At 66.4% G+C, this 24,889-nt stretch carries 26 protein-coding genes and 1 riboswitch; of the genes, 19 read left to right on the top strand and 7 right to left on the bottom strand.

All coding sequences use genetic code 11. The features are described 5' to 3' along the window. Window positions 1-243: 243 nt before the first annotated feature. On the bottom strand, window positions 244-1,647 hold the full coding sequence (locus ACETK3_RS12795) for a glucose-6-phosphate dehydrogenase (protein WP_237428443.1): 1,404 nt from the start codon (window positions 1,645-1,647) through the stop codon (window positions 244-246). 84 nt (window positions 1,648-1,731) lie between these two features. On the opposite strand from ACETK3_RS12795, the gene ffh reads away from it, so the two are divergent. Together ffh and ACETK3_RS12785 are read left to right on the top strand one after the other, a co-directional pair. Continuing rightward, window positions 1,732-3,315, top strand: a complete 1,584-nt coding sequence (gene ffh / locus ACETK3_RS12790) for a signal recognition particle protein (RefSeq protein WP_237428442.1) — start codon at window positions 1,732-1,734, stop codon at window positions 3,313-3,315. A 103-nt stretch (window positions 3,316-3,418) separates the two neighbouring features. Next, window positions 3,419-4,153, top strand: coding sequence for an alpha/beta hydrolase (locus ACETK3_RS12785; RefSeq protein ID WP_237428441.1), 735 nt, complete (start codon window positions 3,419-3,421; stop codon window positions 4,151-4,153). Here ACETK3_RS12785 and thiC read toward each other — a convergent pair. Beyond that, window positions 4,150-5,976 (bottom strand): phosphomethylpyrimidine synthase ThiC, encoded by a 1,827-nt coding sequence (gene thiC / locus ACETK3_RS12780; RefSeq protein WP_237428440.1) that lies wholly within the window; start codon window positions 5,974-5,976, stop codon window positions 4,150-4,152. The two genes, ACETK3_RS12785 and thiC, sit on opposite strands and share 4 nt — an antisense overlap. Next, window positions 5,972-6,079, bottom strand: a riboswitch (TPP riboswitch). (Overlaps the previous gene by 5 nt.) An 80-nt stretch (window positions 6,080-6,159) precedes the next feature. On the opposite strand from thiC, the gene ACETK3_RS12775 reads away from it, so the two are divergent. The 17 genes from ACETK3_RS12775 to ACETK3_RS12695 all read left to right on the top strand — a co-directional run bounded on the left by ACETK3_RS12775 (window position 6,160) and on the right by ACETK3_RS12695 (window position 19,559). Further along, a complete protein-coding gene (locus ACETK3_RS12775) occupies window positions 6,160-7,242 on the top strand; it encodes an amidohydrolase family protein (protein WP_237428439.1) in 1,083 nt (360 codons plus the stop codon). A 99-nt stretch (window positions 7,243-7,341) separates the two neighbouring features. Then, window positions 7,342-8,217: a VOC family protein gene (locus tag ACETK3_RS12770; protein ID WP_373993010.1), complete on the top strand. Its 876-nt coding sequence runs from the start codon at window positions 7,342-7,344 to the stop codon at window positions 8,215-8,217. 144 nt (window positions 8,218-8,361) lie between these two features. Then, entirely contained in the window at window positions 8,362-8,814 is a 453-nt protein-coding gene (locus ACETK3_RS12765; protein ID WP_236798656.1) for a hypothetical protein, read from the top strand. A 225-nt stretch (window positions 8,815-9,039) separates the two neighbouring features. Continuing rightward, window positions 9,040-9,462 carry a 30S ribosomal protein S16 gene (rpsP, locus tag ACETK3_RS12760; RefSeq protein ID WP_236798655.1) on the top strand — a complete coding sequence of 141 codons (423 nt, stop codon included), beginning with the start codon at window positions 9,040-9,042 and terminating at the stop codon, window positions 9,460-9,462. A gap of 1 nt (window position 9,463) precedes the next feature. Further along, a complete protein-coding gene (locus tag ACETK3_RS12755) occupies window positions 9,464-9,706 on the top strand; it encodes an RNA-binding protein (protein ID WP_018759999.1) in 243 nt (80 codons plus the stop codon). A 118-nt stretch (window positions 9,707-9,824) separates the two neighbouring features. Beyond that, complete coding sequence (rimM, locus tag ACETK3_RS12750; RefSeq protein WP_237428438.1) at window positions 9,825-10,373, top strand: ribosome maturation factor RimM; 549 nt, start codon at window positions 9,825-9,827, stop codon at window positions 10,371-10,373. Then, a complete protein-coding gene (trmD, locus tag ACETK3_RS12745; RefSeq protein ID WP_237428437.1) occupies window positions 10,374-11,186 on the top strand; it encodes a tRNA (guanosine(37)-N1)-methyltransferase TrmD in 813 nt (270 codons plus the stop codon). A gap of 235 nt (window positions 11,187-11,421) precedes the next feature. After that, the gene (gene rplS / locus ACETK3_RS12740) at window positions 11,422-11,781 is read left to right on the top strand and encodes a 50S ribosomal protein L19 (RefSeq protein ID WP_018768283.1); all 360 of its coding nucleotides are present in this window, start codon (window positions 11,422-11,424) and stop codon (window positions 11,779-11,781) included. A gap of 82 nt (window positions 11,782-11,863) precedes the next feature. Continuing rightward, entirely contained in the window at window positions 11,864-12,544 is a 681-nt protein-coding gene (gene lepB, locus ACETK3_RS12735; protein WP_237428436.1) for a signal peptidase I, read from the top strand. Then, complete coding sequence (gene lepB, locus ACETK3_RS12730) at window positions 12,545-13,378, top strand: signal peptidase I (RefSeq protein ID WP_237428435.1); 834 nt, start codon at window positions 12,545-12,547, stop codon at window positions 13,376-13,378. 2 nt (window positions 13,379-13,380) lie between these two features. After that, entirely contained in the window at window positions 13,381-14,220 is an 840-nt protein-coding gene (locus ACETK3_RS12725; protein ID WP_237428434.1) for a ribonuclease HII, read from the top strand. 48 nt (window positions 14,221-14,268) lie between these two features. Then, a complete protein-coding gene (locus ACETK3_RS12720) occupies window positions 14,269-14,595 on the top strand; it encodes a DUF2469 domain-containing protein (protein ID WP_056335405.1) in 327 nt (108 codons plus the stop codon). 98 nt (window positions 14,596-14,693) lie between these two features. Next, window positions 14,694-15,050, top strand: a complete 357-nt coding sequence (locus ACETK3_RS12715) for a YraN family protein (RefSeq protein WP_236798650.1) — start codon at window positions 14,694-14,696, stop codon at window positions 15,048-15,050. Then, on the top strand, window positions 15,050-16,594 hold the full coding sequence (locus ACETK3_RS12710) for a YifB family Mg chelatase-like AAA ATPase (protein ID WP_373993009.1): 1,545 nt from the start codon (window positions 15,050-15,052) through the stop codon (window positions 16,592-16,594). Before ACETK3_RS12715 ends, ACETK3_RS12710 begins: the two co-directional genes overlap by 1 nt. A gap of 116 nt (window positions 16,595-16,710) precedes the next feature. Continuing rightward, window positions 16,711-17,847, top strand: a complete 1,137-nt coding sequence (dprA, locus tag ACETK3_RS12705) for a DNA-processing protein DprA (RefSeq protein WP_236802878.1) — start codon at window positions 16,711-16,713, stop codon at window positions 17,845-17,847. A gap of 46 nt (window positions 17,848-17,893) precedes the next feature. Further along, window positions 17,894-18,820: a tyrosine recombinase XerC gene (locus tag ACETK3_RS12700; RefSeq protein WP_236798648.1), complete on the top strand. Its 927-nt coding sequence runs from the start codon at window positions 17,894-17,896 to the stop codon at window positions 18,818-18,820. Between the two features lie 235 nt (window positions 18,821-19,055). Beyond that, complete coding sequence (locus tag ACETK3_RS12695; protein WP_236798647.1) at window positions 19,056-19,559, top strand: DUF3145 domain-containing protein; 504 nt, start codon at window positions 19,056-19,058, stop codon at window positions 19,557-19,559. Window positions 19,560-19,670: 111 nt separating this feature from the next. On the opposite strand, the gene fabF is transcribed toward ACETK3_RS12695, so the two are convergent. The 5 genes from fabF to ACETK3_RS12670 all read right to left on the bottom strand — a co-directional run bounded on the left by fabF (window position 19,671) and on the right by ACETK3_RS12670 (window position 24,725). Then, window positions 19,671-20,906, bottom strand: coding sequence for a beta-ketoacyl-ACP synthase II (gene fabF, locus ACETK3_RS12690; protein WP_236798646.1), 1,236 nt, complete (start codon window positions 20,904-20,906; stop codon window positions 19,671-19,673). Window positions 20,907-21,081: 175 nt separating this feature from the next. Beyond that, entirely contained in the window at window positions 21,082-21,327 is a 246-nt protein-coding gene (locus ACETK3_RS12685; protein ID WP_009359314.1) for an acyl carrier protein, read from the bottom strand. Between the two features lie 77 nt (window positions 21,328-21,404). Then, window positions 21,405-22,466, bottom strand: a complete 1,062-nt coding sequence (locus ACETK3_RS12680) for a beta-ketoacyl-ACP synthase III (protein WP_236798645.1) — start codon at window positions 22,464-22,466, stop codon at window positions 21,405-21,407. Beyond that, a complete protein-coding gene (locus ACETK3_RS12675) occupies window positions 22,463-23,392 on the bottom strand; it encodes an ACP S-malonyltransferase (RefSeq protein ID WP_236798644.1) in 930 nt (309 codons plus the stop codon). The genes ACETK3_RS12680 and ACETK3_RS12675 overlap by 4 nt, the downstream gene beginning before the upstream one ends. A gap of 88 nt (window positions 23,393-23,480) precedes the next feature. Further along, a complete protein-coding gene (locus ACETK3_RS12670) occupies window positions 23,481-24,725 on the bottom strand; it encodes a CdaR family transcriptional regulator (RefSeq protein WP_236798643.1) in 1,245 nt (414 codons plus the stop codon). Window positions 24,726-24,889 lie beyond the last annotated feature (164 nt).

The following is a 24,889-nucleotide window of genomic DNA, read 5'->3' as shown; positions in this document are numbered from 1 at the left end:
GGACATTGAAGACCTCCTTGTGGATCGGACTCTTAGACAAGCCCCACTCCACTTGGAGGTCTTCTTTTTGTCACCTAACCACGCCGCATGTTCCTAACCTCCGTGGTCAATACATCTAGGCCTCACCACTGCGGCCCCCAGCGGACGGCAGGAACTGAAAACGAAAGCAGGGCGGGCGGGAACCGGAAGGTCCAGCCCGCCCTGCTGACGTCTAAGGCGCTAAACCCGCCTTGTGTGGACGGCTCAGTCCTGACGCCGGTTGGTGGGCCAGGACGCCGGCCCGGCCGACCCGGCGTCGTACTCCTCCAGCGGGACCTCACCCTTTTCCCATGCCTTCAGCACCGGTTCAACAATCCGCCAGCAGTCCTCAGCCGTGTCGCTCCGGACGGACAGCAGCGGATCCCCGGACAGCACCCCCTCCAGCACCTCACCGTAGGGCAGCAGGTCGGAGGCACTCAGTTCGGCTTCCAGGGTGACCCGGCCCAGGCTGAAAATGTTCCCGGGACCGTTGACATCCACATCGAACTCCAGCGTGTCCGGGCCAAAACCGATCCGCAGCTGGTTGGGGGAGTCCACCCCGGTGAAACCCTGGGGGAGGTGGGGCACCGGCAGGAAAGTGACCACCGCCTCCTTTCTCTTGTCGCCCAGGGCCTTGCCCGAACGCAGGATGAAGGGAACGCCACGCCAGCGCCAGTTGTCGATCCCCACCTGGATCTCCGCGAGGGTCTCCGTTTCCCGGTCGGCGTCCACGCCCTCCTCGTTGGCGTAGTCGGGGACCTCCTTGCCTGCTACAGTGCCGGCGGTGTATCGGGCCCTGCGCGTTGACTTGGTGAAGGGGGCGCTGACGCTGCTGGCGCGAAGGACGGTGGAGACCGCATCGCGGAGGTCGCGCTCGCCAATGGTGGCCGGAGGCTCGATGGCCATCACGGCCATGACCTGCAGGAGGTGGCTTTGGATCATGTCGCGCAGGGCGCCGGCGCCGTCGTAGTAGCGGGCACGTCCCTCCAGGGCCAGATCCTCGTCGAAGAAGATTTCCACCTTTTCCACGTGCTGCCGGTTCCACACCGGCTCCAGGAAGTTGTTCGCGAACCGCAGGCCCAGGATGTTGAGGACTGTGGCCTTGCCCAGGAAATGGTCCACCCGGTGGATGTGGTCTTCCGGGACGAGGCGCGCCAACGTCTGGTTGAGGGAGCGCGCGGACTGTTCGCTGGAGCCGAAAGGCTTCTCCATCACCAGGCGGGTACCGGCCGGCACCTCCTCTGGCTGAAGCGTCTCGCAGGCCAGCTGGCTGATCCGGGGCGGCAGAGCGAAGTAGACGGCCACCGGGCCTTCCAGGGTTTTCAGCAAGGCCGCCAGGGCGCCATTGGCCGTGACATCCAGCTGGTGGTACACCGTCTCCTTCTGCAACAGCTCGAGGGCTTCCTTGCCCGGCTGGTCCGCTGCACCGGCTGCCGCCGCGAACGATGACTGCACGCGCTCCCGCCACTGTTCAGGCGTCCAGGGGTCCGAACCGGCCCCCACCAGGCTGAGGCCCTCTGCACGGCCGGCGGCAAGCAGCCGCGCCAGCCCCGGCAGGAGGAGGCGGCCGGTGAGGTCGCCCGAGGCGCCGAGGATGAGCAGGGTCTTGACAGTTGTTTGGCTCGTCATTTTGCCAGCATGCCATCTTAGGTGTCTGACTTGATACCCTAGATAGTCGAGTCCCGATCATCTCCTGAAAGAAGTTCACGGCGCGTGTTCAATTCACTCTCTGACCGGTTGACAGCAACCTTCAAGAATCTCCGCGGCAAGGGCCGCCTCACGGAGGCCGATGTTGATGCCACCGTCCGCGAGATCCGCCGTGCCCTCCTGGACGCCGATGTCGCCGTACCGGTGGTCCGCGAATTCACGGGACGGGTCCGCGAACGTGCGCTGGGTGCGGAGGTCTCTGCCGCTCTGAACCCCAGCCAGCAGATCGTGAAGATCGTCAACGAGGAACTCCAGGAGATCCTCGGCGGCGAGACCCGGCGGATTCGCTTGGCCAAGAACGGCCCCACCATCATCATGCTCGCCGGCCTCCAGGGTGCGGGTAAGACCACCCTCGCGGGCAAGCTGTCCAAGTGGCTGAAGGCCCAGGGCCACAGCCCCATGCTGGTGGCCTGCGACCTCCAGCGCCCCAACGCCGTCACCCAGCTCCAGGTAGTGGGCCAGCGCGCCAACGTCCCCGTCTTCGCACCCCACCCGGGCGCCACCTCGACTGAGCTGGACCAGCCTGCCGGCGACCCGGTCGCCGTGGCGCGTGCCGGCGTCGAGGAAGCACGCCAGAAGCTGCACGACGTGGTGATTGTTGATACCGCCGGCCGCCTTGGCGTGGACGCCGACATGATGGAGCAGGCCCGCCAGATCCGCCGGGCCATCGTGCCCAACGAAGTCCTGTTCGTGATCGACTCCATGATCGGCCAGGACGCCGTGAACACGGCCCTTGCCTTTGACGAAGGCGTGAACTTCACCGGCATCGTGCTTTCCAAGCTCGACGGCGACGCCCGCGGCGGTGCCGCGCTGTCCGTCGCGTCGGTCACCGGCAAGCCGGTCATGTTCGCCTCCACGGGCGAAGGCCTGGACGACTTCGAGCTCTTCCACCCGGACCGGATGGCCTCGCGCATCCTGGACATGGGCGACATCCTCACGCTCATCGAACAGGCTGAGAAGGCTTGGGACAAGGATGAAGCCGCCCGGATGGCGAAGAAGTTCGCCGACCAGGAAGACTTCACCCTCGAGGACTTCCTCGCCCAGATGCAGCAGATCCGCAACATGGGCTCCATGAAGAAAATGCTCATGATGATGCCTGGCGCGCAGAACATCCGGCAGCAGCTGGAGCAGTTCGACGAGCGGGAGATTGACCGCGTCGAGGCAATCGTGCGGTCCATGACCCCGCACGAGCGGCTTGCCCCGAAGATCATCAACGGCTCGCGGCGCGCCCGCATCGCCCGTGGTTCCGGCGTCCACGTGTCGGAGGTCAACGGCTTGCTGGAGCGGTTTGCGCAGGCCCAGAAGATGATGAAGAAGATGGCCCAGGGCGGCATGCCGGGAATGCCCGGGATGCCCGGCCTGCCTGGTGCCGGCGGCGGTGCCCGCAAGAACGCCAAGAACGCGCCCAAGAAAAAGGCAAAGTCCGGCAACCCGGCCAAGGCTGCGCAGGAGCGCAAGGAAGCCGAAGCCCGGCGCGCCAATGCGGCCAAGGCACTGCCCACCGGGGCCGCCTTCGGCCAGCAGGGCAGCGACTTCGACCCGTCCCAGCTGAACCTCCCCAAGGGCTTCGACAAGTTCCTGGGCAAGTAGCAGTTCACCATCATCGTGCAGCGCCAGGTGTCGTTTTGATCGCTCAAGACGACACCTGGCGCTTTTCGGTGGGGATGTCGGCACCGTGGAATAGGGTTGGGACATGTTCAAGCAGAGGGTAGTGTTCGTGCACGGCGCCGGAAACTTTGGCGCTGCCGCGTGGCCGCGCCAGCACGGCATGGCACTGTCCTATGACGCCCTGTTCCTCCGGCGGCACGGCTACGATGCCGTCGCGGAGCCGCTGGAGTCCTCCTTCGCCGCAGACACCGCCATCATCCTGCGCTCCCTCGCCGATGACGGCCGCGGCGCCGCCGGCGGGCACGTTGTGGCCCATTCCCAAGGGGCAATCGCCGCCATGATGGCCGCGGTGGAAAGCCCGGACCTGGTCTTCTCATTGACCCTGGTGGAACCGGCGTGCCTGTCGCTGACCGCGGAACTGCCGGCCACAGCCGCCCACATCAGCTTGATGCAGCCCCTCTTCGAGGTGCGCCACCAGCTAAGCGACGAGGACTTCCAGCGCGAATTCGTCCGCCGGGTCTATGCCACGGACCTCCAGGAGCCGGCCACCGCCGAGGAGAAGAGGTCCGCCCGCAGGCTCCGGCTCCAGTCGCCGTCCTGGGAGGCGCCGCTGCACATCGTCCCCGGCGTGCCCACGCTGGTCCTGACCGGCGGCTGGGAGCCGCTGTATGAGGAAATCGCCGGGTACCTTCGGGAGACCGGCGCCCTGCACCGCGTTGCCACGGGAGGGCACCGGCCCCAGGACTCCCCGGAGGGGGACCAGGCAATCCGGCAGTTCATTCGGCAGGTCAGCCGGAGCCAGCCGGCCCGGGCGTCCTAGCTTTCCGCGGGAACCCGCAGCTCCGGCAGGTACACCTTGCCGCCCGCGGCCAGGAACTCCTCGCTCTTCTCCCGCATCCCCGATGCCACGCCGGCAAGCGCCGCTTGGGCCTCCGCGGAGCCGAATTCATCACGGATGTCCTGGCTGATCCGCATGGAGCAGAACTTAGGCCCGCACATCGAGCAGAAGTGCGCCGTTTTGGCGGGCTCGGCCGGCAGCGTCTCATCGTGGAACGCCTCGGCGGTGACAGGGTCCAGGGACAGCGCGAACTGGTCCCGCCAGCGGAACTCGAAACGGGCCTTGGACAGCGCGTCGTCCCGCTCGTGCGCGCCCGGGTGGCCCTTGGCCAGGTCCGCAGCATGGGCGGCGATCTTGTAGGTGATCACGCCGGTCTTCACGTCGTCCTTGTTGGGCAGGCCCAGGTGTTCCTTCGGGGTGACGTAGCAGAGCATCGCGGTCCCGTACCGGGCAATCTCGGTGGCACCGATGGCCGACGTGATGTGGTCATAGCCCGGGGCAACATCAGTCACCAGCGGCCCCAGGGTGTAGAACGGCGCGCCCTTGCACAGCTCTTGCTGGCGCTCGACGTTTTCCCGGACCAGGTGGAAGGGGACGTGGCCAGGGCCTTCCACCATCACCTGCACGTCGTATTCCCAGGCGCGCTGCGTCAGCTCGGCCAGCGTGTCCAGCTCCGCGAACTGGGCGGCGTCGTTGGCGTCAGCGGTGGAACCGGGGCGCAGACCGTCACCCAGGGAAAACGCAACGTCGTACTTCGCGAAGATCTCGCATAGCTCATCGAAGTGCGTGTACAGGAAGTTTTCCTGGTGGTGGGCCAGGCACCAGCCGGCCATGATCGAGCCGCCGCGCGAGACGATGCCCGTTACGCGGTTGGCTGTGAGCGGGACGTACCGCAGCAGCACGCCGGCGTGGATGGTCATGTAGTCAACGCCCTGCTCGCACTGTTCAATGACAGTGTCGCGGAAAATCTCCCATGTCAGCGCGTTGGCCTCGCCGTTGACCTTTTCCAGGGCTTGGTAGATCGGTACTGTCCCGATGGGGACGGGGGAGTTGCGGATGATCCATTCCCTGGTGGTGTGGATGTCGTCGCCGGTGGACAGGTCCATGACGGTGTCGGCGCCCCACTGCGTGGCCCACTGCAGCTTGTCCACCTCCTCCGCGATGGAGCTGGTGACCGCGGAATTGCCGATGTTGGCGTTGATCTTCACCAGGAAGGCCTTGCCGATGATCATCGGCTCGGACTCGGGATGGTTGATGTTGCTGGGGATGATCGCGCGGCCGGCGGCCAGCTCGCTGCGGACCAGCTCGACGTCGCAGTTTTCCCGCAGCGCCACGAACCGCATTTCCTGGGTGATGATGCCCTGCCGGGCATAGTGCATCTGCGTCACTGTCCGGCCGTCGACGGCGCGGCGGGGCACCGGCCGGGCGCCCTTCCATTCTGCAGAGGCGGCACCCCGGCGGACTGCCGAGCGGCCGTCATCGAGCAGGTTGCGCTCCCTGCCGGTGTACGCCTCGGTGTCTGCCCGTGCCTCAATCCACTCCGAACGGAAGGGCTGAAGGCCCCGGACGGGGTCGCTGCCCGGCCCCGCTGTCCGGTAGGTGCGGAACGGTTCGTTGGGCCGGCCGTTGGGGGATGGCTCAAGGGAAATTTCCGTTACCGGCACCCGGATCCCGGCGCCGGGATCTTCGATAAAGGCCAGCGAATGCGACTTCAGGGACTGGGTCACCTGAAGTGCTGTCTGAGCGTCCGCTGTTGTTTCTGCCTGGATTTGGGCAGCGTTTAACTGGGTGTTTTGTGTACTCAAGGGAATACTCACTTCCTTCGCCGGCATTACCCGGACAGGTTCAACGGTCGCAGGCCGCGTCAGCCCGATCTCAGCCCCTGCAGGGGCACCCGTGTGGTCAGGAACGAAGCTACCACAGGCCCCTGGGACCGCGTTGTCACAATCCGCGGTGCTAGCCTGTCCGGGCAATGAAAGGAAGTCCTGATGCCACAAGTCATTGAATTCAGCGGACCCGTCCTGACCGGACCCGACAGCATCCGGTACGGGCTTTGGTCCGTGGACGGGAGCCTCACCTTCACCCGTCCCGTGACGGAGCCGGGCAGGGTCCTCCATGGCTGGGTACTGCCGGGTTTCGTTGACGCGCACTGCCACATCGGGCTGGGACCGGGCGGCCCCGTTGACGCCGCCACGGCTGCGGAGCAGGCCCTGGCTGACCTCAACGCAGGAACCCTGCTGGTCCGTGACGCCGGTTCACCGGCCGACACCCGCTGGATGCAGGGCCGCGGGGATTTCCCGCTGCTGATCCGTGCCGGGCGGCACATCGCCCGAACGCGGCGCTACCTGCGCGGCTTCGCGGAGGAAGTGGAGCCGGAGGGCCTCGTGGAGGCCGTCCGCAAGCAGGCGCGCGACGGCGACGGCTGGGTCAAGCTGGTGGGGGACTGGATTGACCGCGGCGCCGGTGACCTGGCTCCTTCCTTTCCCGCCGCCGTCGTCCGTGACGCCGTCCAGGCAGCGCATGACGAAGGTGCCCGGGTGACCGCCCACTGTTTCGCCGAGGACACCCTGGACCAGATGCTGGATGCCGGAATCGACTGCATTGAACATGCCACGGGCCTCCTGCCCCGCCACCTGCCCCGGTTCGCCGAACAGGGCATACCGATCGTGCCCACCCTCATCAATATCGCCACCTTTCCGGACATCGCGGCGCAGGCGGATTCCAAGTTCCCGCGCTACGCCGCCCACATGCGCGCCCTGTGGGAACGCAGGCTGGAACGGGCGGCCGAGGCCCACGCAGCCGGCGTGCGCATCTTTGCCGGAACCGATGCCGGCAGCACAATCCGCCACGGCAGGATCGCGGACGAAATCCTTGAACTGCACGGCGCCGGCCTGCCAATGACGGCAGCACTGGATGCCGCATGCTGGGCCGCCCGGACCTGGCTGGGGGCGGGCGTCCTGGCGGAAGGAGCGCGGGCCGACGCGGTGGTGTGCCGGGAAGACCCCCGGGCCGTGCCGGAGACCATCAGGTCGCTTGAGCATGTGGTGCTGGGCGGCCGCATCATCCGCTGACCAGAGGGCCCTTGGGGACTTGGAATAAATTGAAGCTTCAAGTAATTTTAATGTGTGACAGGCCGCCATTGGGACGGCCTCCAACACAAGGAGCCATCAATGACCGCAGCAGCCAGCAGCCAGGATCTTCTTCCTGCCGACCTCGCCATGGGCACCGTGATGCTCAAGGTGGGCGACATGAAGCTCATGGCCGACTACTACCAGCGCGCGCTGGGACTCGAGGTGGTGGCTGAGCAGGACGGCGGACTCTACCTTGGCCGGCTCGGCAGGCCGCTGGTCCACCTGGCCCCGGCGCCGGGACTGCATATTCCCGGCAGGGGAGAGGCGGGCCTGTTCCACACCGCCCTGCTGTTCGAAGACCAGGCTTCCCTGGCCGCCACCGTCGCCACGGCCGCCCAGTACGAGCCGCGGTCCTTCACCGGCAGCGCCGACCACTTGGTGAGCGAGGCCTTCTATTTCACCGACCCCGAGGGCAACGGCATTGAACTGTACTGGGACCGCCCGCGCAGCAACTGGTCCTGGAACGGGACGGACGTCGTCATGGACAGCCTTGCCCTCCCGCCGCAGCGCTACCTGGAGCAGTACCTCACCGAAGAGTCGCTGGAAGGCCAGCGCCGGACAACCGCAGGCGTTGGCCACGTGCACCTCCAGGTGGGTGACGTCCAGGCCGCCCGGGACTTCTACGTGGGAACCCTCGGCTTCGAAAAGACGGCCGGCTGGCACGGGCAGGCATTGTTTGTTTCCGCCGGCCGCTACCACCACCACATGGCAATGAACGTCTGGAACAGCCGCGGTGCCGGGCCGCGCAAGGACACCCTGGGGCTCGGCGAGGTGCTGATTGAAGTTCCTTCAGGGGACGACGTCGGGGCGCTGGCGGACTGCCTCAAGGTTGCCGGAGTGGCCTCGCACCACACCGGTGCCGAGCTCCGCTTCGAGGACCCGTGGCGCAACCGGATCCGGGTAGCCGTCCGCTGACGGGTGGACTTGGCCCCCGTTTGCGCGGCGGGGCAGCACAGAAAGGGTCCGGCGTGCGCGGGCAGGCGGGCAACTACTAGGCTGATCCCGTACGGCCGGGCAGCGCCCGGCGCGCTGTCCCGCTAACGGAAGAAGGGCAACCCCATGGGCTTCACCGAGATCTTTGTCGCCACCCATGACGCCGCGCTGAAACGCGCCGGCATCCTCGACGAGGGCAGCGGCTCCGCGGCTGGCGGCCCTGCCGCCCATGCGGTGCGGATCCAGGGAATCAGCGACTTCGAGGTTGAGCAGCTGGGCGACCTGGCGGGAACGGCCGTCCACGCGGGCGGCGCCGACTACGAGCTGACCATGGTGGACGTTGCCAGCGACTCGCTCCTCGCCGTGCCGCCGGCCATGGTCCGCGCCCTGGCGGATCTGCTCTCATACGAAACCGAAGGCGAAGGCAACGTCCTCGACGACGTTGCCGAACAGTGGGCCGCCCAGGAGGACATGCCCTTCGACGCAGGCCAGGCCCGGACCTATGTGCAGCAACTGGCGCAGCTCGCCGCCGGAATCGACGATTCAGAACGGACCGGACTGTACGTCTGGTCCGCCTGAGCCGGGTCCTGGAACCCTTCGGCGCTCCCCGTATGGCCGGCGCGCCAGCCACGCCCGCGCCAAGTCGAATTAACCGCGCTCATCTGGCACAATGGACAGGTACTCGATCTGCGCGGCCCCTCTCTCCGCGTCCGGATCCTGTCCTTCGAGCCCGCAAGTACGGCCCGCCCCACGGGTGCAGAAAGCCGGGTTCACCCCTTTTCTGAAACAGGAGTGACCACAAAAGTGGCCGTAAAGATTCGCCTTAAGCGCTTCGGTAAGATGCGCGCACCGTACTACCGCATCGTCGTCGCGGACTCACGCACCAAGCGTGATGGCCGTGCCATCGAGGAGATCGGCAAGTACCACCCCACCGAAGAGCCCTCATACATCGAGGTCAACTCAGAGCGTGCCCAGTACTGGCTGTCCGTCGGCGCCCAGCCGTCCGAGCAGGTTGCCGCGATCCTGAAGATCACCGGTGACTGGCAGAAGTTCAAGGGCCTGCCGGGCCAGGAAGGCACCCTCAAGACCAAGGTCGAGAAGGAATCCTTCGTCGCCCCGGAGAAGGGCTCGGTCATCATCCCGGAAGCCATCACCAAGAAGGCCTCCAAGTCTGACGCTGCCGAGGCCCCTGCCGACGCCGAAGCTGAGACCACCGAGGCTGAGTAGATTGCTGGCAGAAGCGCTGGAGCACCTGGTCCGTGGAATCGTCGATTCCCCGGATGACGTCAAGGTCAGTTCGAAGAACAACCGCCGCGGGGATACCCTCGAGGTGCGCGTTCACCAGGATGACCTTGGACGGGTGATCGGCCGCCAGGGCCGCACGGCACGCGCACTGCGCACCGTGGTGGCAGCACTGGCCGGTGGCGAACCGGTACGCGTCGACGTCGTCGACACCGACCGCCGCCGCTGAGCGCTCGGCAACATTCAGTTCTTGCTCCGGCCCCTCCACCATCAGGTGGAGGGGCCGGTTTGCTTTCAACAACACAGTCCTTTCATCAGAAACACCACAACCCGGAACAGAGGAACAGATGCAGCTTCAGGTGGCGCGGATCGGCAAGCCGCACGGCATTCGCGGGGAAGTCACGGTCCAGGTGCTGACGGACGCCCCGGAGGACCGGTTTGTCCCCGGTACCACGTTCGTGGTTGAGCCTGCTGCGTCCGGTCCCCTCACTGTGAGCAGCGCCCGCTGGAACAAGGACATCCTGCTGCTCGGATTCGAGGAAGTGGCTGACCGCAACCAGGCTGAAACCCTTCGCGGCGCCAAGCTGTTCATCGAAACCGAGGAGCTTGACGAGGACGACGATGACGAGGGCTGGTACGAGCACGAACTGGTCGGCCTTGAGGCCAGGATCGGCTCCCGGGTGGTGGGCAAGGTGACGGCGCTGAACACCATGCCCGTCCAGGACCTGCTCATGGTCACCACCCCCGGCGGTGAAGAAATCCTCATCCCGTTCGTGGAACAAATCGTGCCGGAAGTCAACGTCGAGGAGGGCTACATCCTCCTCACCCCGCCGGACGGGCTCTTCGAACTGAACTCCGACGAAGCTGCTGCCCCCGAAACGGAAGGCAGGGACTAGATGCGGATCGACGTCGTCAGCATCTTTCCTGAATACCTTGCCCCGCTGGAACTCTCGCTGATCGGCAAGGCCCGCCAGGATGGAATCCTGGACCTGCACGTCCACGACCTGCGCAGCTTCACCACTGACAAGCACCGTTCCGTGGACGACACCCCGTACGGCGGTGGCGCTGGAATGGTCATGAAGCCCGAGCCCTGGGCGCAGGCCCTCACCGCCGTGGCGGAAGGGCGCCCGGATCCGCAGCGCAAGCCCGTGCTCATCGTTCCGTCCCCTGCGGGCGAGCGGTTCACCCAGGCCCTAGCCTATGAACTGGCGGAGGAGCAGCATCTGGCGTTTGCGTGCGGGCGGTACGAAGGCATCGATGAACGCGTCATCGAATGGGCGCAGGAACACTTCACCGTCCGCCCCGTCAGCCTGGGCGACTATGTGCTCAATGGCGGGGAAGTGGCCGTCCTTGCCATGGTGGAGGCCATCGGCCGCCTGCTCCCCGGCGTTGTCGGCAATCCCGAGTCCCTGGTGGAGGAATCCCACTCCGACGGGCTCCTGGAATACCCGGTCTACACCAAGCCTTCGGTCTGGCGGGACCGCGAAGTGCCGCCGGTGCTCCTCAGCGGCAACCATGGCAGGATCGCCCAGTGGCGCCGCCACGAACAGTACCGCAGGACGGCAGAGCGCCGCCCGGACCTCCTGCAGGGGTTCGACGCCGGCAGCCTCCCACGTGCCGACCGCACCGAATTGCACAACCTGGGCTACGACGTCGTGGACGGCCGCCTGGTCCGCCGCCCGGAACCGGACGCCGCACAGGAGGGTTAACCCCGGCGGAATTGGCGTAACCCTGCTGCTGTGGCAAAATTAACCCTTGTGTCTGCTGGGTCCGCACCTGCCACAGGGGGTAGCGCGGCCAACAGCGTGGCAACCGGCCCCATCAAGCCTTGAAGCGGCCGGACTACTTTACTTCGGCGGTGATGCCCGGCCTGCTTTCCAGTGGGCCGACTTGCCTGCCGTTACCCAAAGTGAATGACCTGTGGCGTTCACCAGGAGTGCAATCATGCATATTCTCGACTCCGTCGATGCAGCCTCGCTGCGCAACGATGTTCCCGAGTTCCGCGCGGGCGACACCCTGAAGGTGCACGTGAACATCATCGAAGGCAAGAACACCCGTGTCCAGGTCTTCCAGGGCTTCGTCCTGGGTCGCCAGGGCGATGGCGTTCGCGAAACCTTCACCGTCCGCAAGGTTTCCTTCGGTGTCGGCGTGGAGCGTACCTTCCCGGTGCACTCCCCGATCATCGAAAAGATCGAGGTTGTCACCAAGGGTGACGTCCGCCGCGCCAAGCTGTACTACATGCGTGCACTGCGCGGTAAGGCCGCCAAGATCAAGGAAAAGCGCGACTTCAGCTCCGCCAAGTAAGTCCAGCCCGGACTCACTGCCACGCCGGAGCGCGGCCGTAGCCGGCAAGCGCCGGAGCAACACCAGCGCCAGGATACGGACCATGCACCAGACAAAACGCCAGCCCCGCAAAAAGGGCTGGCGTTTTGTCGTTGCAGCGGCGTTGCTCCTTGCTGTTGCCATCAGCGGACTGGTCCGGTCACTGTGGCTGGATGTCTACTTCATCCCCTCGCAGTCCATGGAGCCGCTCCTGGAAGGCGGGGACCGCATCCTGGTATCGCGCACGGACTTCCAGTCCGAACCCATCCGGCGCGGGGACGTTGTCGTCTTTGACGGCCGCGGCAGCTTCGCCCCGCTGAATAGCGGCAAGGGCCCCTTCGCGGACGCCGCGGCGTCCGCCCTGCAGTGGCTCGGCGTCGCCGGCAGCGACACCACCTACGTCAAAAGGGCCATCGGCGTTCCAGGCGACACAGTGGTCTGCTGCGACGCTGCCGGGAAGGTCACCGTCAACGGCGTTCCCCTTGACGAGCCCTATGTTTTTCCGGGGGACGTGCCCAGCACCCAGAAATTCAGCACCCTGGTTCCGGAAGGCAGGCTATGGCTGATGGGGGACCACCGCTCCGTCTCCGCCGATTCCCGCAGCCTGCTCGGCGCCCCGGGCGGTGGCCTGGTGCCGCTGGACCGGGTGATCGGCCGGCCGGTCCAGATCCTTTGGCCGCTTGATAGATTTGCTCCTGTAGCACGGCCGCCCGCAACGGGGCCAACAACACAGAACGGACGGTAAATGCCCGAGAACCACGCGCGGAAACCTGAACCGCGCCACGACGGCGCTTCAGAAACGCCCGCCGTCCAGGCCTCCTCCACGTCGGCTCCGGGGGAGGATCCGGAGTCAACCGCACCCGTCCACCGGCGGAACCGGGCGGAGTCCAAGGCTGCCGGCAAGTCCACCGGCAACCCCTTCCTCGGGTGGCTGAAGGAAATCGCCACGGTGGTGGTCATCGCGGTGGTGCTGTCCTTCCTCATCAAGACCTTCCTCTTCCGGGCATTCTTCATCCCCTCCGAATCCATGGTGAACACCCTGGACGTGGACGACCGCATCTTCGTCAACCTCCTGGTCCCGGAACCGTTTGCCCTGAGCCGCGGGGATGTTGTGGTGTTCCGTGACACCAAGGGATGGCTGCCTCCGGCACCGGCCAAGGCACAGGGCCCGTTCACCTGGGTCCAGGACGGCCTCACGTTCGTTGGCCTCCTGCCGGACAATTCGGAGCAGCACCTGGTCAAGCGCGTCATCGGACTGCCGGGCGACCACGTGGTTTGCTGTGACGCCGGCGGTAAACTGACCCTTAACGGAACCTCGCTCGACGAGACCTACATCAATCCCGCCGAGGTGCCGCAGGTCCGCAACTTTGACGTCACCGTCCCGGAAGGCAAGGTGTGGGTGATGGGTGACAACCGGAACCACTCCGCCGATTCGCGCGCCCATATGGAGACCGACGGCGGATTCATCGACCTCAAGGATCTGGAAGGCAAGGCCGCCGTGATCGCGTGGCCGCTGAACAGGATCAAGACCTTGGACAACTATCCGGACGTGTTCAAGAACGTCCCGGCGGCGAAGTGACCATGTCCCCGGCAGTGCATGCTTCTCCATCGGTGGAGGTTTCACCGTCGGTGGAGGCTTCCCCGTCAGTGCAGGCTTCTCCGGCAGCGAAGGCGCGCGCAGCCTCCAAGCCGGTTGCACGTGGCGCCAAGGCGCCCACCCTGAGGTATGAGCGGACCTTCAAGGCCCAGGGCGTACGGTTCCTGGCCGGCGTGGACGAGGTGGGCCGCGGGGCCCTTGCAGGCCCTGTCAGCGTGGGAATCGCCGTCGTCGACCTGGAGCGCCAGAAGCCGCTGGCAGGCGTGCGGGACAGTAAACTGCTCAGCCCGGCCGAGCGGGAACGGCTGGATCCCCTGGTGCGGCGGTGGAGCGTGGCCTCAGCGGTGGGGCACGCCAGTGCGGACGAGATCGACTCCCTGGGGATCATTGCCGCCCTGCGGCTGGCGGGAACCCGCGCCTGGGGGAGCATCCTGGACGCCGGAACCATCCCGGACGCTGTGCTGCTGGACGGAAGCCACAACTGGCTTTCCCCGGCGGAACAGCTGTCCCTGTTTGACCAGCCCGTGCTGGAGGCGGGCTGCGAGGCTCCGGTCCACACCAAGGTCAAGGCGGACATGCAGTGCCTCAGCGTGGCCGCCGCCAGTGTCATCGCCAAAGTGGAGCGGGACCGGATGATGCGGGAACTGCACACTGAGTATCCCGATTATGGATGGGACATCAACAAGGGCTACGCCACCGCTGGCCACCGGAACGTGCTGCGTGCTGCCGGCCCCACGCCCTACCACCGGGTCAGCTGGCGGCTGTTCGGCGGGGAGCTGCAGGGCGTGGACGTCCCTGACGGGGAAGAGTCGTACGAAGACTGACTCCTGCGCCCGGCGCCAGGCGCGCCGCACATGGTGCAAGATGGAAGCATGAGTGCTGAAGATCTTGAGAACTATGAAACCGACATGGAGCTTCAGCTCTACCGTGAATACCGCGACGTCGTCGGCCTGTTCAGCTACGTTGTCGAGACCGAGCGCCGCTTTTACCTTGCCAACCACGTGGACCTCCAGGCCCGCAGCGCCGACGGCGAGGTCTACTTCGACCTGACCCTCCAGGATGCCTGGGTGTGGGACGTCTACCGTTCGGCCCGGTTCGTCAAAAGCGTCAGGGTCCTGACCTTCAAGGACGTCAACGTCGAGGAACTGCCCCGCAACGAGGAGCTGGCCCTGCCCAAGGATGTGGACCTGGGCAACTAGCGCCACCACTTTCCCTCCACATCAGGCCCTGTCCACATACGGCAGGGCCCTTCTGTCTCCCGCAGACCTCCGCCGCCAGGCTGGTTGCGGAGGTAGAAATGAAATCAAAAGACCTGTTGGGCAGGCACGGCGAGGACCTCGCCGCCGGCTTCCTTGAAGCTTTGGGCATGCTGGTGGTGGAGCGCAACTGGCGGTGCGCCGAGGGCGAGATTGACATCGTTGCCCTTGACGGCGATGCCCTGGTCATCGCCGAGGTAAAGACCCGCCGCTCCCTGGACTATGGCCACCCTTTCGAGGCAGTGGGCCCGGAAAAGCTGGCACGGCTGCACCGTTTGGGCGCTGCTTGGTGCCGGGACCGGGAACTGCGAATGCCGCTGCGCCGGGTGGACGTCATCGCCGTAGTGGACGACGGCGGCGGCGAACCTGTGGTGGAGCACCTCAAGGGGGTGGGGTGATGGCGCTTGGCCGCACCTACTCCATCGCCCTGGTGGGACTGAATGGCTACCTGGTCGAGGTCGAGGCGGATATCGGCCAGACGCTGCCGGCGTTTGTCATTTTGGGCCTGCCGGATGCTTCGCTGAACGAGGCCAAGGAGCGTATCCGTTCCGCCGCCAAGAACTCCGGCATCCCGCTTAGCCGCAGGAAGATCACCGCCAATCTCATACCCGCCTCGCTGCCCAAGCGGGGATCCGGGTTCGACCTCGCCGTGACCATGGCGGTGCTCCGGGCAGCGAACGACATCAAGCCCACCGGACGCACTGTCTTCATCGCTGAGCTGGGACTCGATGGAAGGCTGCGGCCCGTCCGTGGCATTCTGCCTGCGGTCATGGCGTCGGTCCAGGCAGGCTACTCCGAGATCGTGGTGGCACAAGCGAATTTTGCCGAGGCTTCCCTCGTCCCGGGTGCCAGTGTTCGCGGGTACCGCACACTGGCGCGGCTGGCCCTCGACTTCGGCGCTGATCCCCAGGAGCTTGCCCTGGATTTCGAACCGGACGACTCCGACGATCACGCGGATGGTGCTTCGCCGCCGGGGCCGTGTCCGGACATGGCAGATGTCTCCGGCCAAGGCGACGCCCGCAGGGCATTGGAAGTTGCAGCCGCAGGGGCACATCATCTGCTTCTCACTGGGCCGCCGGGTGCGGGCAAGACCATGCTGGCCGAGCGGCTGCCCGGTTTGCTGCCGGATCTTGGCGACCAGGAGTCCATGGAGGTCACCGCCATCCACTCGCTGTGCGGCCTGCCGGCCTCCGCGGTGCAGCTCCTGCGCCGCCCGCCCTTCGAAAACCCACATCATTCAGCCACCGCTGCAGCCATCATCGGCGGCGGCTCGGGTCTGCCCAGGCCGGGCGCTGCGTCCAGGGCCCACCGCGGTGTGCTTTTCCTAGACGAGGCCCCCGAATACGAACGGCGGGTCCTGGATGCCCTGCGCCAGCCGTTGGAGAGCGGAGAACTGGTGATCCACCGGTCTGCGGGCACGGCGGCCTATCCGGCCCGGTTCCAGCTGGTGCTCGCCGCGAATCCCTGCCCCTGCGGCAAGGCCTCGGGGAAGGGCCTGGACTGCACCTGCACGCCTATGATGCGCCGCCGTTACCTCGCCAGGATGTCCGGGCCGCTACTGGACCGGGTGGACATCCAGCTGCAGGTGGAGCGTGTGTCCCTGGCTGAGTTCGGACAGGCCGGTACCGAAGAGGACACCGCATCGATCGCGCGCCGGGTGCTGGACGCCCGTGCCAGACAGGCCGAACGCCTGCACTGCTTCGGCCTCGAGACGAACTCGCAGGTGCCGGGACGGGTCCTGCGTGGTGTCTTGCGGCTCCCGGCAGGTGCCACCCGGATCCTGGACCAGTCCCTGGAACGGGGAGTGCTCACCGCGCGGGGGTATGACCGGGTCCTCCGGCTTGCCTGGACCCTGGCGGACCTGGGGCACCGGGACGCGCCGGACACAAACGACATCGGGCAGGCGTTGGGCCTGCGGCAGGCCGCGGCGGTTGCGGCATGACAGGAGTGGCAGGACGGAGCGGGTTGAAGGAACTGGGTGTGGAAAAGGAACCGGGTGTGAAGAAGGAAACGGGTTTGGACGCGGAACGAGTGGCCCGGGCCGCGCTTTCGCGGCTGATGGAGCCGCAGGATACGGCCGGCCTGGCCCTCGTTCAGATCGCCGGGGCAATTGACGCCCTGCGCATCGCCACCGGCCAGATATCGGCAGGTCCCGACCTGGAGCGCGAGATCACCCTTCTGCTGGCGGACAGTGGTGCCGGCGGAAGCTGGGCGGGGCTGGCCGCCGCGCTGAAGCGCTGGCAGCCACGGCTTCCCGACCTTGCGCCGGAACGCGACCTTGCCACCATGGCACGCCTTGGTGGCCGTCTCATCATTCCAGGCGATGAGCTGTGGCCGGTCCAACTCGCGGACTTGGGAATCCAGGAGCCCATCTGTCTCTGGTGGCGCGGCCAGCAGCAGCCGTTGCCGGCCGTGGACAAATGCATCGCCCTTGTGGGATCAAGGGACAGCACCAGCTATGGAGCAGCCGTCACAGGGGATCTCGCGTACTCGCTGGCGCAGCGCGGCTTTACCGTGGTTTCAGGCGGAGCCTACGGGATTGATGCCCACGCCCACCGGGCAGCGCTTGCCGGTGGCTCCGCCGCCGTCCCCACCATCGCCGTCATGGCCGGGGGAGTGGACCGGTTCTATCCATCGGGCAACGATGATTTGCTGCGTTCTGTGGCAAACCAGGGCGCGGTACTGGCCGAGGTGCCGCCTGGGTCGGCACCGACCCGCTTCCGGTTCCTGCAACGGAACCGCCTGATAGCTGCCCTCTCCGCGGTGACCGTGGTGGTGGAGGCACGCTGGCGCTCAGGAGCACTCAACACGGCCCACCACGCCGAAACCCTGGGCCGCGCCGTCGGTGCCGTTCCCGGCTCGGTCCACAGCGCCAATTCCGCCGGCTGCCACCGCCTGCTTCGGGACGGGGGTGCCGTCTGCGTCACCGATGCAGCCGAGGTGGCCGAGTTGGCTTCACCCAGCGGAACGGCCCTGCCGGAACAGCGTACGGCGGAAGCCGCAGTGCAGGACGGGCTGACCCTGGAGGACCTGATCCTGCTGGACGCGCTGCCGCTGCGTTCCACCACTTCCGTGGAAAAGCTTTCGGCGGTGGCGGGCCTTGGCCAGGATTCGGTCCGGGCAGGACTGGGGAGGCTGGGGCTGCTTGGACTCGCTGTCTCCGAGCGGGGCGGGTGGAAACGCGGCAGGGGATGACCGTGTCTGCCTGGGGAGGAAGCCATGCAACTGGGAAGGTAGAGGAGTGGATAATGATGAACTGCCCGCGGAGCTCAGCGCGGCCCTGGACGGCTTTGCCGGTTACTTGTCAGGGGAACGTGCGGTATCGGCCCATACCCGGCGCGCTTACCTGGGTGATCTGCGCAGCCTCCTGTCCCATGCGGCATCAGAAGGCGTGGCAGGGCTGAACGACCTTGAACTGGGGACATTCCGCCGCTGGCTGGGCAATCAAAGCTCATCGGGGGCCTCCCGGGCGACCCTCGCGCGCCGGGCTGCTACGGCCCGGACGTTCACCGCCTGGGCGCTCCGTGAGGAACTCATCGACGTGGACCCTGCGCTGCGGCTCAAGGCACCCAAACGCGAAGGATCCCTGCCTGGCGTCCTGCAGGCCTCCCAGCTCACGCGGATCCTGGAGCGGCTCGAGATCTCGGCCTTTGAGGGCGAACCCATCGCCGTGCGGAACCGGGCCATGGTCGAACTCCTCTACGCCACGGGTATCCGGGTAGGCGAACTTGTGGGCCTGGACATCGATGACCTGGATCCGGACCGCCGGACGCTGCGGGTGATCGGCAAGGGCAACAAGGAACGTACCGTCCCGTTCGGAGTTCCCGCAGCCGTGGCCCTCGACGACTGGCTCCGGCGGGGACGCCGGGCACTGGCCAAGGACACCAGCGGACCGGCCCTTTTTCTCGGCGCCCGCGGTGCACGGGTGGACCAGCGCCAGGTCCGCGCCCTGGTCAATATGCTCTTTGAAGCACTGGGAGATACCTCCGCGACTGGACCCCACGCGCTCCGGCACTCTGCCGCCACCCATCTGCTCGACGGCGGAGCCGACCTTCGCGCGGTGCAGGAGATTCTGGGCCACAGCAGCCTGGCCACCACCCAGATCTACACTCACGTCTCGGTGGACCGCCTGCGGAAGAGTTATCAGCAGGCCCATCCCAGGGCTTGACCACCGCAGCTAATCGCACTGGCGTAATTCCATGAGGTACGGCACAATAAGAGTCACGTCCGGCAACTTTCAAGTACCGCTTGAAGCCCCTGTGGTTTCGTTCGGCGCGGCAAGTCCGGACACAGCTTTATCTGATACATCTGAATACAGGGAACCACCGCCGCAGTGAAGGCATGGCAGTTCCATCCAGGCAGAGGTCGTTGGGGAAGACGTACCTAGAGCTATGGAGGATGGAATGTCTATTGCAACGACCCGTGGTGTGCTGTTCGTTCACTCGGCCCCTACGGCGCTGTGCCCCCACGTTGAGTGGGCGGTCGGCGCTGTGGTGGACAAGCGGACGGACCTTGAGTGGACCGCTCAGCCAGCCGCGCCCGGAATGTTCCGGGCCGAGCTGTCCTGGACCGGCGCGCCCGGTACAGGTTCGAAACTGGCGTCCTGCCTCCGTGGCTGGGCGCACCTTCGGTATGAGGTTACTGAGGAGCCCAGCCAGGGCGTGGACGGCGGCCGCTGGTCGCACACCCCCGAGCTGGGAATTTTCCATGCTGTCACTGACGTCCATGGCAACATCATGGTGTCCGAGGACCGCATTCGGTACGCCTATGAGTCCGGCGCCGGCGACCCATCCGCCGTCTACCATGAACTGTCCCTCGCCCTGGGCGAAGCCTGGGATGAGGAACTTGAGCCGTTCCGCCATGCTGCCGAAGGCGCCCCGGTCCGCTGGCTCCACCAGGTGGGCTGACCGCCGTCGTCCATTCCCGGGCGGCTAAAACAGCAGCAACACTTCCATAGCACAAAGGAGGCCCCGCCAGCCGGCGGGGCCTCCTTTCGTATCCGGGACAACCCGCACGGACTACACGCTGCGGATGGCCACCACGGCGTTGTGACCGCCGAAGCCGAACGAGTTGCTCAGCGCCACGATGCTGCCTGCGGGCAGTTCGCGGGCGGAGGTGACAACGTCGAGCGGGATTTCAGGGTCCTGGTTTTCAAGGTTGATGGTGACCGGGGCCTTGCGCTCATGGACGGCCAGGACGGTGAGGACAGCCTCCACGGCACCGGAGGCGCCCAGGAGGTGGCCCATCTGCGACTTGGTGGCGGAGACGGCCACGTTCTCCACGTGGGCGCCCAGGGCGGCACGCAGCGCCGTGTACTCGGGCTTGTCGCCAACGGGGGTGGAGGTGGCGTGCGCGTTCACGTGAACCACGTCTTCAGCGTGGATCCGGCCATCGAACATGGCAGCCTTCAGCGCGCGGGTGGCGCCCAGCCCTTCGGGGTCCGGGGCCGTGATGTGGTAGGCGTCCGCCGTAACCGAGGTACCGGCGAGCTCGGCATAGATGCGGGCTCCACGGGCAAGCGCGTGTTCCTCTGCTTCGAGGACCAGGGCGCCGGCGCCTTCACCCATGACGAAGCCGTCACGGGCAGTGTCGTACGGACGGGAGGCACGCTCGGGCTCGTCGTTCCGGCGGGACAGGGCCTGCATGGATGCGAACGCTGCCAGCGGCATGGGGTGGATGGCGGCTTCCGCGCCACCGCACATCACCACGTCTGCCTTGCCGGAGCGGATGAGTTCCAGGCCGAGGTGCATGGCCTCGGTGCCCGAGGCGCAGGCAGATACGGGCGTGTGGGCGCCGGCTCGGGCGCCAAGATCCAGGCTGACGGCCGCGGCAACACCGTTGGGCATCAACATGGGGACGGTCATGGGCAGGACCCGGCGCGGGCCCTTTTCCTTGAGGGTGTCCCAGGCGTCCAACAAGGTCCAGACGCCGCCGATGCCGGTGGCAAAGGCCACGGCAAGCCGGTCCTGGTCGAATTCCGTGATGCCGGAATCAGCCCAGGCTTCGCGGGCGGCGATGACGCCGAACTGCGTGGAGGGGTCCATCCGCTTGGCCTCAACGCGGCTCAGCACGTCGAGGGCCGGCGTGCTGCACCGGGCGGCGAAGTGGACAGGGAGCTCGTACTTGGCTACCCAGTCGTCCTCGAGGGTGCGGGCACCGGAGACCCCTTTGAGGGCGTTGTTCCACATGGTGGGGACATCGCCGCCGATGGGCGTGGTGGCACCCAGACCGGTAATGACTACTTTGCGTGTCATGGGATCACTCTTTCGTCGGTGGGGAATCCGGCTGCGTCCGCCGCAGGGTCCCGCACATGTTGATGATCGGCCAGTCCCGGTCGGGGTACTGCGCCGGATAAATGCGGCGGGCTGCCGGTCCGGTCAATCCGGACCGGCAGCCCTGCCAAGCCGTAAGACGGCGAAAAGCCTGTGACTAGGCCTGTGCTCCGGCAATGAAGCTGACAGCGTCGCCAACAGTCTTGAGGTTCTTGACCTCTTCGTCCGGAATGCGGACGCCGAACTTTTCCTCGGCGTTGACCACGATGGTCATCATGGAGATGGAGTCGATGTCCAGGTCCTCAGTGAAGGACTTGTCCAGCTCGACGGCCTCCGGGGCCAGGCCGGTTTCCTCGTTGACGATTTCAGCCAGGCCGGCCAGGATCTCTTCGTTGCTAGCCATGTGTGGCTCCTTTTCTTGTATTGCCGGCAGAGGCTGCCGGAAACGGTCCAGGCCGCGGTTGCGGCCCTTGGGCGTATCTAGGGAAGGACAACTACCTGTGCGCCGAACACCAACCCGGCACCGAAACCGATCTGCAGGGCCAGCCCGCCGCTCAGTCCGGGGTTCTCCTGAAGGAGCCGGTGCGTTGCCAGCGGGATGGAGGCAGCGGATGTGTTGCCGGCCTCGGCAATGTCCCGTGCCACTGTAACCGTCTCGGGCAGCTTCAGCTTCTTCACCATCTCGTCGATGATGCGCATGTTGGCCTGGTGGGGGATGAAGGCCACCAGGTCTTCGGCCTCGATGCCGGCGGCGTCGAGTGCCTGCTGGGCCACCTTGGCCATCTCCCACACTGCCCAGCGGAAGACGGTCTGGCCGTCCTGCCGGAGGGTGGGGTACAGCTCCTGCGCCTCTTCCAGAAGCGCGAGGTCGCCCGTGGAGTCGGACTGGCGGGCGGCGAGTCCCAGGTCGCGGACATCCAGCAGGGAGCGGGTCATGCCAATGGCATTCCACTTGCTGCCGTCAGAACCCCACACCGAGGGGGCGATGCCCGGCGTGTCGGAGGGGCCGACGACGACGGCGCCGGCACCGTCCCCAAGGAGGAAGGAAATGGTGCGTTCGCGGTTGTCGATGACGTCCGACAGCTTCTCTGCGCCGACCACCAGGACATACTTGGCGGCGCCGGAGCGGACCAGGGCGTCCGCCTGGGCAATGCCGTAGCAGTAACCGGCACAGGCCGCGGAGATGTCAAAGGCAGGAGCCGGAGTGGCCCCGATCCTGTCGGCCAGGCTGGCTGCGGCGGAGGGCGTGGCGTAGGGGTGGGTCACGGTGGAGACAATCACGGCACCCAGGTCCGAGCCATCAATGCCGGCCTTCTCCATGGCTTCGCGGGCCGCTCCCTCAGCCATGTCGATCACGCTAACGTCGGCAGCAGCGCGGTGGCGGGTGATGATGCCCGTGCGCTGGCGGATCCACTCATCAGAGGAATCGATCCACTGGCATACGTCCTCGTTGGTGACGATGACATCCGGCCGGTAAGCCCCCAGGCCCACGATCCGGGTGTGCTCCTGGATGGGAGCCTGCTTCAGTGTGGGAACGCTCATGCGTTGCCCTCCAGTTCTGCGAAGAGCGCCAGCGCGGCGGAAAGGTCGTCGGGGGTCTTGACTGCAACGGTCTTGACGCCGGGCATCCCGCGCTTGGCGAGTCCGGCCAAGGTGCCCGCAGGAGCCAGCTCGATCAGGCCGGTGACGCCGCGCTTCACCATGGTCTCCATGCACAGGTCCCAGCGCACCGGGCGGGACACCTGGGCGATCAGGCTTTCGACGGCGGCGCCTCCGTCGGTGACTTCCCCGCCGTCGTAATTCGACAGGAGGGGCACCTTCGGGGCCACCGGGTTCAGCTGCGGCGCCAGCGCCTCCAGGGCGGCGACTGCAGGGGCCATATGGCTGGTGTGGAATGCGCCGGCAACCTTGAGCGGAATGACGCGCGCCTTGGCGGGCGGGTTGTCAGCAAGCGCTTTGAGCTGTTCAAAGGTACCTGCGGCAACTGTTTGGCCGGCACCGTTGACGTTTGCCGGTGTGGCACCGGATGCCTCGATCGCCGCAAGCACCCCTGCGGGGTCACCGCCCACGACAGCGCTCATGCCGGTGGGTGTGACGGCTGCCGCGGCGGCCATGCTGTTGGCGCGCTCCCGGACAAACGTCATGGCTTCCTGCTCCGTCAGCACTCCGGCGAGGGCGGCAGCGGTGATCTCACCCACCGAGTGGCCGGCCAGGATGACCGGAAGGGAGTTGAGTTCAACATCGAAGAGGGAGGCGGCGGTGACCAGCCCCGCGGCAACGATCAGGGGCTGCGCCACGGCAGTGTCCTTGATGGTTTCCTCGTCGGAGGTAGTCCCGTGGGCGATCAGGTCGATCCCTGCGATGTCACTCAGGGAGGCCAGTTGGCCTGCCACCGAGGGTAGTTCCAGCCAAGGGGCCAGAAAACCCGGGGTCTGTGAGCCCTGTCCAGGGCAGACTATTGCAAGCACGTAACCAGCTTTCCAAATTACTGTGTGATCCAGCGGTGTTTCTCCGCACCAAGCTCACGGGGTCAGGTTGTAGGAAGTCTACAATGCCTCAGGCCTGGTTCCGGGAAGCCTGCCGCTCCGTGGCGGCCTTCGGCGGGGCTGAAAGACGGCCCACGACCAGTGCCGCCTGCAGCACGAACGCCTCACGCGGGAGCAGCGGGTCCCAGCCGGTGACGTCGCAGACCCGCTTCAGCCGGTACCGGACGGTGTTCGCGTGGACGAAGAGTTCGCGCGCCGTGGCCTCCAGCGAGTGGCCCAGTTCCAAGTACGTTCCCAGCGTTTCCACCAGGCCGTTGGAGGCCGCCAGGAGCGGCCGGTAGATGTTCTTCACCAGGGAACGGCGGGCAGCGTCGTCGCCGGAAATAACCCGTTCCGGCAGCAGGTCATCGGCGGCCACCGGACGGGGTGCGGACGGCCAGGCCCGGGCAGCGGTCAGCCCGGCAAACGCCGATTGGGCGGAGCTGCTGGCCTCCAGCAGCGAGCTGGCCTCCGGGCCATAGACCACAGGCCCGGGGGCGAACATGTCGCTCAGCTTCACGTACGCGGTTTCGCGGTCCTGGACCCCGCCAAGGATAAGGATCAGCCGGTCGCCCTGGATCCCCACCAGCGCATCCTCGGCGTACCGCCCAGCCATTCGGCGCAGCTCGCTGACGTAGCTGGCGCTGGGTTCGGACGGCGAATTGCCCACCATGACCGTGAACCGTTCCTGCGCCTTCCAGCCAAGCGCTGCAATGCGTGAGCGCAGTGCGTCGGTGTTTTCGCCGCGCAGGATCGCATCCACGATCAAGGCTTCCAGGCGCGTGTCCCAGGATCCGCGGGACTCGGCAGCCCTGGCGTAAACATCTGCGGCTGCAAAGGCGACTTCCCGCGAGTAGCGCAGCACCGCCTCGCGAAGGGACGGCTGGTCTGCCTCCGGTGCGATGACCGGCACCTGGTCCTCCACCACCTCCACCACGATCCTGATCAGCTGCAGTGCCTTCTGGAGGCTGATGGAACGGGTCAGCTCAGTGGGGGCGGTCCCGAAGACGTCGGTGAGAATCCACGACGGCGAGCTGGGCCGCTCATACCAGGTGACAAAGGCCGCGATTCCGTTCTGCGCCACCATGCCCAGGGCCGACCGCTCGTCAGCGCTGAGCCGGCTGTACCACGGCAGCGACTGCTCCAGCTTGCGCATGGTGGCGGTGGAGAGCTGTCCCACATTGGCACGAAGCTGCTTGAGGGTCTCGGACTTCTCCGGGGTGACCTTCGGTGCGGGCGGTTTCCGCTTCGAAGACGGGCTTGCTGGTGCTGGCATTCTTTGAGCATACGGCCACCGCCCCGCAAGCTCCATTTGTGCGAAGGCTACAATTCGCTTTGCGCTGCGTCACAGCGCTCCGGCTGCTTTTGAAACGAACGACGGCGGCCCTCACCTTGTGGGGTGAGGGCCGCCGTCGTTCGCTGCTGGTTCCGCTGTCCAGC

Source organism: Arthrobacter sp. E44, assembly GCF_041877125.1.
Classification (GTDB): domain Bacteria; phylum Actinomycetota; class Actinomycetes; order Actinomycetales; family Micrococcaceae; genus Arthrobacter.
The sequence above is the reverse complement of the archived record's forward strand: the minus strand, read 5'-3'. Positions and strand labels throughout refer to the sequence as shown.